This is a genomic window from Alteromonas sp. 4NS20-0143, assembly GCF_057542855.1.
Window position 1 is genome coordinate 77,768 of sequence record NZ_BAAJLR010000012.1, and the last position, 8,384, is coordinate 86,151.

Consider the following 8,384-nt stretch of genomic DNA (forward strand, 5'->3'; position numbering starts at 1 on the left):
CACCGTTGCCATTTATTAAAGAGAGCAAAGAAGCAATGGTGAAACCTAATGAGATTAAAATCGCATGAAGACAAGAAACGAAGCCGCATCCCAAAGTTTCCCAGCCGCGGGGCTCCTCAAAAGTGCAGCTATTGGGCTTACAATAAGTTTTTTAACCATAGCATGTGCCCCAACAGAGGCAGCGAAAGAATCCATACCAGAAAACGATTTTTATAAACAAAGAGCCGCGTTTATTGCGACACACTCTAAAAACGACAACGTTTTTTCAGCATTGAAGGGACAAATCGAGCCTAAAAATCCCGAGAGTGCGCAATATTGGCAGTGGCGAATTGATCAGTACATGTATGGGCAATATCCAGAATATCAGCCAATTTATGATGCATTTAAAGCAGGAAGAGAATTTGAAGATATTTACCCCTTAGTAAAAGAAGACTTCGGTGCTAAAACACCTTTATCTGACTCTCTTCCAGCGTTACCAGAGGGTCACTTTACTGAAAATTTACCAGGTAATCCTCATCGAGGTTGGCAATATCTCGATGGCGATACGCTATATATCACCTACCAAGGGCATCTTACCGACCCTTATATTACATCCTATAACTTAACATCGAAAAAGTGGCAAAAACCTCTAAAAGCGGCTGAAAGCACATTGTCCAAAGGCAATAGGAAGATTGATAGCCACGGACGTCCAATCATAGAAATGGATGACAGAGGTTACCTTCACATTGTTTACGGAGGACATGGCGGCGAAAGAGAAGACGGTTTAAACCCATTGTCGATCGATACTCCTCATGCAGGTGGAAGAATGCTCCACGTAGTTTCCAAAAAACCGCGTGATATAAGTGAGTTTGAATACGTTGATGATATTTCTCCTTTTGCGTCTTATACCAAAAGCTACAAAATGGGGAACGGCGACATTTACCTATTTACCCGTGCCGGAACGCATAAATCTCCTTGGGTATACTACAAAATGCCAGCGGGTTCTAAACGATTTGAAGACCCCGTAGTTATTACGTGGCCCACACCGCAATCGGGTAACCCAATTAATGTTGACACTTTTTATATCAATCCACTAAAGATATCTGATACCGAAATAGCGATCAGTTTTTTATGGCATGAATGCAACTTTCTTGAATATCACGACAAAGAAACTTATGCCCGTATCAACGCTTATTACATGCGATTAGATACTTCCAGCGGACTATTCTATAACGCTCAAGATGAAACGATTGACCTTCCCGTGACCATTAATAAGGCGAACGAAAAAATGCTAGCGTTCGATTCAACAGACAAAGAGGAAACACCTTTCGGCACGTCCCCACTCATTTTGGAAGATGGTAAACCGGCGGTAGCTTATGAAGCCCGAACCAAGTCTTTCCGTGAGCGGCGAATGGCGCTCTTTAACGATGGTCAGTGGCAACACAGTTTGCCTTTGCCTAATACGGTTAATAGAACGCTTAGCGACAAAGACAACAAGACTATTTCAGATATTCTAAGCTTGGAAACATTGAGTACAGATCCCGATAGACACACTGGCGTTGCAATCTATCGTGATGCGGAAAAAGTGACCCACTTTGCAACTGTAGAAAGTGCTAACGGAACGAACTGGAACGTATTGGAAGAGCATTTAGCGCTAGAAAACACTCGGATTCAAATGGAAGGGATAAAGGACAACAATGGGCATAATCTAGGGGTTATATTAAATGTTAAAAAAGGGGCATCCCAGCGTTTATACCTTTGGCATGATGGAGAATTTCAAACGCCCGCTAAACCACGCGCAGTTGATGATAGTTTGTCTGACACCGCCCCTCTGATTTATGAATCGTTTGAAAATGCAGGCTGGAACGCCGCTTACCCGCGTGGTTTTACACCAGGATTAGACAGCGCATTATCAAAGAACTTCATGTTTAATCAGCTACAAACGAACTCCGCATTTTCGGTGGAACAAGAGATTGTACGAAACGGGAAATACGCTGCAAAACTGCACTGGAAACACGAAAAGCCTGCAACTTATAACGGAGACCCAGAAAAATTAGATAATGTGGATAGAAAAGCGATGTTTCATGGCTTTAAAACCAGCAAGGTATTAGGCGCTGAAGCGTGGTATGGCTTTAGCTTTTATTTTCCGAATGACGGCACAAAAAATGAGCCCAACGATTGGCTATTTTTTCAAATTCACGGTAGCGCAGATAAACGATTGAAAGAGCATTCCCGCAATCCTCCCTTTAGCCTTACACTCACAGAACAAGGAATGAAAGGTAATTGGAAATGGGATCCATATGAGTTAAGTCCCACAAGAAATGGGGACGGCACGGAACATTTCGAAATCCCGGGTTCGAAGCAGGACTACTTAGACCGATGGGTTGACTTTGTACTGCATGTGAAAGTTGACTATACCGACGCAAGATCGGGCTTAATAGAGCTTTGGGTAGATGGCGAAAAAATGCTGGATAAAGAAAATATCCGATTTGGGTATAAAGATGATAAAGGCATCTACCCTTCATGGGGTATGTACTTTAATGGCGACCTAAGCGGTATGCAAAATGACCACTATCTGTATTTGGATGAAATACGTATGACTGATTCCCATCATGCTTCATATAAGGATGTCGCTCCCAATTAAACACCAAGCATAACTACTTTAGCGCCCCCACCGATTTTAGATTTTTAAGGACCAAATTGTATGCTGCAATCGTTAACATCGTTGCCAAGAGCGAAGACATTTAACCACCACATTATGAGTGTCATTATTATTATCGGTTTGCTTGCAGCGGCCGATTCTTTTGCCGCCCAAAATAGCAGACAATATATTGATTTCAACAATGACTGGAAATTTCATTTAAGCGATAACCGTATTTATAAAGAGCCGACTTTCAACGACAGCGGTTGGACATTACTCAATGTTCCTCATGACTATATATTCGAGGAGGGCGTAAACAAATCGGGAACCCAAGGCCAGTCTGGCGGCTATCACGGCGGAGGAACTGCTTGGTATAGGAAGCACTTCACATTCAATAATGACTGGCAAGATAAACAAGTGTGGCTTCAATTTGAAGGCGTTTATATGAATAGCGAAGTCTGGATAAACGGACACTTTCTAGGAAAACGTCCCTATGGCTATATCAGTTTCCAATATGAGCTCACTAAATTTCTCAAGAAAGAAAACAACGTAATTAGCGTGCGCGTTGACAATGAGCTTCAGCCCTCTGCGCGTTGGTACCACCCGGGCGGAATTTACGCACCGGTTAAGCTTGCTATACTCAATCCTACACATATTGAACATAACTCTTTATTCGTAAATACGCCGTTAGTTGGAGAGCGTACAGAGGTTGAAACTAGTTTTCAGTTGAACGTGCAACCAAACGATAAAGATGATTTTTCAATTCAATATCGCGTGCTGGATCAAGAAGGGACCGAGCGTTTTTCACACGAGCAGACGCTGAAAGACATAAAGAGTGATCACAACTACACATTTTCTTTTGACTTGAACAACGCACAATTGTGGCAACCTCATGACGCATATTTATACGACCTTGATATTGTACTAAAGAAAGACAATGTGCCAGTAGATACAGATAGTGTTAAGTTTGGCATCCGTCATATCGAATGGAAAACAGATACCGGTTTATGGATAAACGGCGAAAATGTCAAGATTCAGGGCGTTGCCGAACATTATGAGGGCGGACCTGTTGGGGGTGCTTGGACAAAACCTCTTTTGCGATGGAAGCTAAGCCTTTTGAAAGAAATGGGAGTAAACGCCATCCGTACCGGCCATAACCCCTACCCCACCATGTTCTACGAACTTTGTGACGAACTGGGCATAATGGTTATGGATGAAGTGTTCGATGGCTGGAAACAAAAAGCGCGTCATGATTATGGGCGATACCACTTTGAGCAGTGGTGGGGAAAAGACTTAACCGAATGGGTAACCCGCAATAGAAATCACCCTTCAATAATCATCTATAGCGTAGGTAACGAAACCCACGGCGAAATTGTTACGGAACTCGCTGCAGCCGTTAAAAAGCACGACCCTACCCGACTAGTGACCTCCGGTTCAACGAACAAAGAAGGTTTAGACGTAGTAGGCATTAACGGAGGCTCGGAAAGTAAGAGCTTTTTTGAACGACGTTTTGATAAGCCATTTGTATCAACGGAAGCACCTCACACGTGGCAAACTCGAGGGTACTATCGCACCCAGACGTGGTGGCGTGACGGTCCGAAAGACGATACGTTCGAGTTACCTAACATTACTGATAAAGAGATATTTTTCTACGATTGGAAAGACCCAAAAAACTGGTCGAATCAAAAGCAACACCTTAATTCTTCGTACGATAACGCAACCGTGCGTATTAGTGCGCGTCAAAACTGGGAATTAGCCCGTGATTTACCGCATCATGCAGGACACTTTCGTTGGACAGGTTTTGATTACCATGGTGAAGCTGGCTTAGCACATGGAGGCTGGCCTTACATTGCATTTATGGGCGGCGCACTTGATCTTGCAGGCTTTAAGAAAGATCTTTTTCACTTTTATCGAAGCCAATGGCTCGATGAACCCTCACTCCATATACTTCCCAGTTGGACACATCCAACTATGAAGGAAGGCACTGAGATTCCAGTATGGGTGTATTCGAACCTCGATGAAGTCGAGTTGTTTCTCAATGGCAAATCTCTTGGTCGTGATAAGCCAGGTAAACAAGCCAATGAAATGCAAGTAGAGTGGCTCGTTCCATGGACACCAGGCTCGATAAGGGCAGTAGGTTATAAAAACGGTCAAAAAATCTTAGAGAAAGAATTTAAAACCGCTGACTCCCCTATTGGTTTAAGACACAGCATTGACACTTATGCAGCTGAAGGTGGTTTTAATACTGCGAAAGTAATCACCACTGAAACTATTGACGATGGAAATAACTTTTATCCTTATGGAAGCCATAAAACTTATTACCATTTCAGTGAAGGCTTAAAGGTAAAAGCCCTTGAAAACGGCTCTCCTTACGAGCACACCAACCGCGTTAAATCTAATTACCGGCACTTATTTATGGGTAAAAACAGGGCGTTTATTGAAGTGACTTATCCAGATGCCAGTGAATTTGTAACGATAGGCGCAATAGTAGGTGATGAAGCTTTAAGGCTATCAAATAAAGTTGCCATTGATGTCCAAACCATTGCCATCACTGACACTGCCAACATCACTTCTCAAAAAATAGAAGTTTTTTATAGTGTAAACAGTGACAACGAAGCCAAAATGAAAGCGTATTTAACTCCGTTCAATGTAGATGATGGAGATACCGTATACGCCAATATATTTGTAAACGGTAGACTTGAAATGCAAATGACGCAAAAATTTGGTCAAGGTGTTGGTCTTTTTTGGGGCGATGAGAGCTCAGCGGACATGTGGATTGGGCGCGGCTTGTCATTACAAGGCGAAGACGCTGAATATGGCAAGGGTGCAGGGGCAGTGAGAGATGCTCATGGGGTTCACGGTGGCGCTTACGGAACATTTAATAATAAAGAAGGTACGATGTATTGGTATCACGAAAACGATGGTGCTGAAGGAGAATATAAAGCTGTATTTAGGTACACGCACAACGACACAGAATCAAAACGACCACTCGCTATTTTTATAAACGATAAAAAAGCAGCAATGGTTGAATTTGAACCGACCGGTAGTTGGGACAGCAAGTGGGGACATCAAGCAGTAAGCTTCACATTGGTAAAGGGCGCCAACCATATAGAATTTAGAACAGTAGGTGAAGGCGGCCCCAATATCGACCAATTTACGCTTGAGTAAAACGAATACCGAGCGACCATAAGCAAATTGTTGATGGTCGCTCTTGAAAGGCTGCTTGCCAGAAAAAAGAATGGGGCGTTTCGCTTAGAGAATTACAACTTCCGCTATGTGCCAAAAGATATCGTTGAGTTTAAACAATTTTAACGGCAGCTGCGTACGTGAAGCGGCCATTGATTTTACATATTTTCCGTCAATAGATTATATCTTCGTTGCTCTACGTCAGCCCTCTTGTCAAAACCCGATTGTTTGCAAAGCGATGGAGCAAAAATTTCACAATTTTGTAGTTTTCCCATCGCCGTATCGATTTCTTTTAACAACTCAATACTTTCAACTGTTTTAGCTGCGGCAATCCTACCTCTAACTATGCATTTCTCCTCAGAGGTGTGTTCTGAGTGGTCCTTGTTGGGATCTCGCCAGCATGTCGAACATAGAATTTTAAAGTTTTCAGTATGAACATACACAACAGAATCGCTACTGAGAGATTCGCTAACAGCACCTATTTGTCCTCGCTCTTCTTGTGTCGCAACAAAATCAAAGAACTGGTAATCCATTCTAATTAATGTAGAGAGGTGTGGAAATACCGGAATCTCGTTATCTCCATATTTATGGTATGTAACAGGGGCGCCATCGATAAGGACCACGTCACCATAATCGACACCCAAGTCTTGATATAGAACACTTCTAATTATTCCATGACATGGACTTAGCCGTTCTATCCAAATTGTTTCTTGCTGTCCGGGATAATCATTTCCTGCACTTCTTTCTGCAAGAGGGAATTCGGCTAACTTCACTTTGCAAGATGGATAACCGCCTTCAGGCAGATTAAACCGACCCATCTCAATTTTGTTTCCTATCTGCTTCCAAATATTTAGCGCGGTTTCTCCATCACCTGCCCCTGTAGCACATATCCCCAAATTCCAAAGATAACTTTCTCGTGGCTCTTCTAGTAACTCCAAGCCTTTTTGATTTGACTCCATACCTTCTCTGAATAAACCTCTGTTTTTGCAGAGTAGTCCAAGACAATAATGGTTGGCCGGATCCAATGCGTGCATATCAACTAGCCGACTGTAGCTATCCAAAGAGAGTTCATCATGTTGACGAGCCATCATTCTTGTGGCAGTAGATAATCCAACCAGAATCACTTCTTCTTCATCTCCATAGCCGGAATTAGTCGCTTCAACAAGAGTTTGTATAACAGTTTCAAACAGAGGATGCTCAGGTGGCGATAAATTCAATTCATCGATGTTCCGTGCATATTCAAGAGCACTGCCTATTGAGCTTACCAATCGAATGTTTTGCTGATGGGATTCATAAACTTCGTTCAGTATATCCAGCGCATCATCAACATCCAAATTACCATCTTCAACTATTTCTATGAGCGACTCAGCTGCGAATTCATTATTCGATTGCGCCTTAATCAACGGCTGAATTGATTTGAATGCCAAATCATATTGTTCATACTCTAGTTCAGAAATGACTTGTTCTTTTATTGTCGATATTGTTTCTGGGGATAGTTTTTTCTTGAAGATGCTAATCATTTTGAGTTGTTAAAAATCCATTTTTAATTCTTCTGAGAGACCAAATAATCTGGGTATAGTCGTTTTGACTAGCTATTAATTTGAGCATAACAGAATTCATGTTTAACTTCCGCTCCTTGTCTAAGTGCGCCAGTCAACCTAACTGCCATACTTAAGTTTCCTATTTAACAGGAGACAACTCATGGCAAATCAAATCCATACACCTTGGAACAAAGATCGCATTATCGGGCAGAAAAAGCCTCTTCAGATATCACATATATGGGGTATCCGAATTCGTTTAGAACTTGAAGGGCGGACGCGTGATCTCGCACTGTTCAATCTTGGTCTTGATAGCAAACTACGAGGTTGTGACCTCGTCAAACTAAAAGTCTCAGATGTCGTTTGCGGACGTTCAGTACTGAGGCGCACCCATGTCGTTCAGCAAAAAACAGGTAGTCCTGTCCAATTTGAGATAACACCGAACACCGGAGAATCGATTTTGGCTTGGGTAAAGAAAGCCAAGTTAAAAGCATCTGACTATCTTTTTAAGTCGCGTATACACGGTGCTGAGCAAATATCAACCAGACAATATAATCGAATTTTTCACGGATGGGTTGAAAAACTCGGACTAGATACATCGCTCTACAGCACCCATTCAATGCGCAGAACCAAACCCTATTTAATTTACAAGAAAACTAAAAACCTTCGGGTAGTTCAACTCTTGCTGGGCCACAAGAAGTTAGAGAGCACAGTCCGCTACTTAGGCATCGAGGTGGACGACGCTTTGGAAATATCGGAATCTATTGAGGTTTAGGCTGTACGGGGCTGCTTATGCAGCCCCTGTGTACGTGAAGCAGAACTTCGCTGCTATTTGAAGAGATCTCAAGAAACAGAACCAACACTGTTATTCATAGCGTGAAAGATATGTTTGGGTTGAATGTAATTTAGCTGCGCGGTGGCATTGGTATTAAAACTTACACTGTTAAGTATTTTATACTCAGCTATAGAATCACAATTTGGAACTTAAGCAAATGGAAAAAAGCAAATTAGCGGCAATTCGCATTGCCGCTGCTATTGTC

General features: G+C 42.4%; 4 protein-coding genes. 3 read left to right on the forward strand and 1 reads right to left on the reverse strand.

The window, feature by feature from the left end:
• The first annotated feature begins 64 nt into the window (after positions 1-64).
• The gene (locus AC27HD_RS17760) at positions 65-2,623 is read left to right on the forward strand and encodes a heparin lyase I family protein (RefSeq protein ID WP_487107528.1); all 2,559 of its coding nucleotides are present in this window, start codon (positions 65-67) and stop codon (positions 2,621-2,623) included.
• A gap of 60 nt (positions 2,624-2,683) precedes the next feature.
• The gene (locus AC27HD_RS17765) at positions 2,684-5,788 is read left to right on the forward strand and encodes a glycoside hydrolase family 2 TIM barrel-domain containing protein (protein ID WP_487107530.1); all 3,105 of its coding nucleotides are present in this window, start codon (positions 2,684-2,686) and stop codon (positions 5,786-5,788) included.
• A gap of 176 nt (positions 5,789-5,964) precedes the next feature.
• On the opposite strand, the gene AC27HD_RS17770 is transcribed toward AC27HD_RS17765, so the two are convergent.
• Positions 5,965-7,326, reverse strand: coding sequence for a hypothetical protein (locus AC27HD_RS17770; protein WP_487107532.1), 1,362 nt, complete (start codon positions 7,324-7,326; stop codon positions 5,965-5,967).
• A 181-nt stretch (positions 7,327-7,507) separates the two neighbouring features.
• On the opposite strand from AC27HD_RS17770, the gene AC27HD_RS17775 reads away from it, so the two are divergent.
• Positions 7,508-8,119 carry a tyrosine-type recombinase/integrase gene (locus AC27HD_RS17775; RefSeq protein WP_487107534.1) on the forward strand — a complete coding sequence of 204 codons (612 nt, stop codon included), beginning with the start codon at positions 7,508-7,510 and terminating at the stop codon, positions 8,117-8,119.
• Positions 8,120-8,384 lie beyond the last annotated feature (265 nt).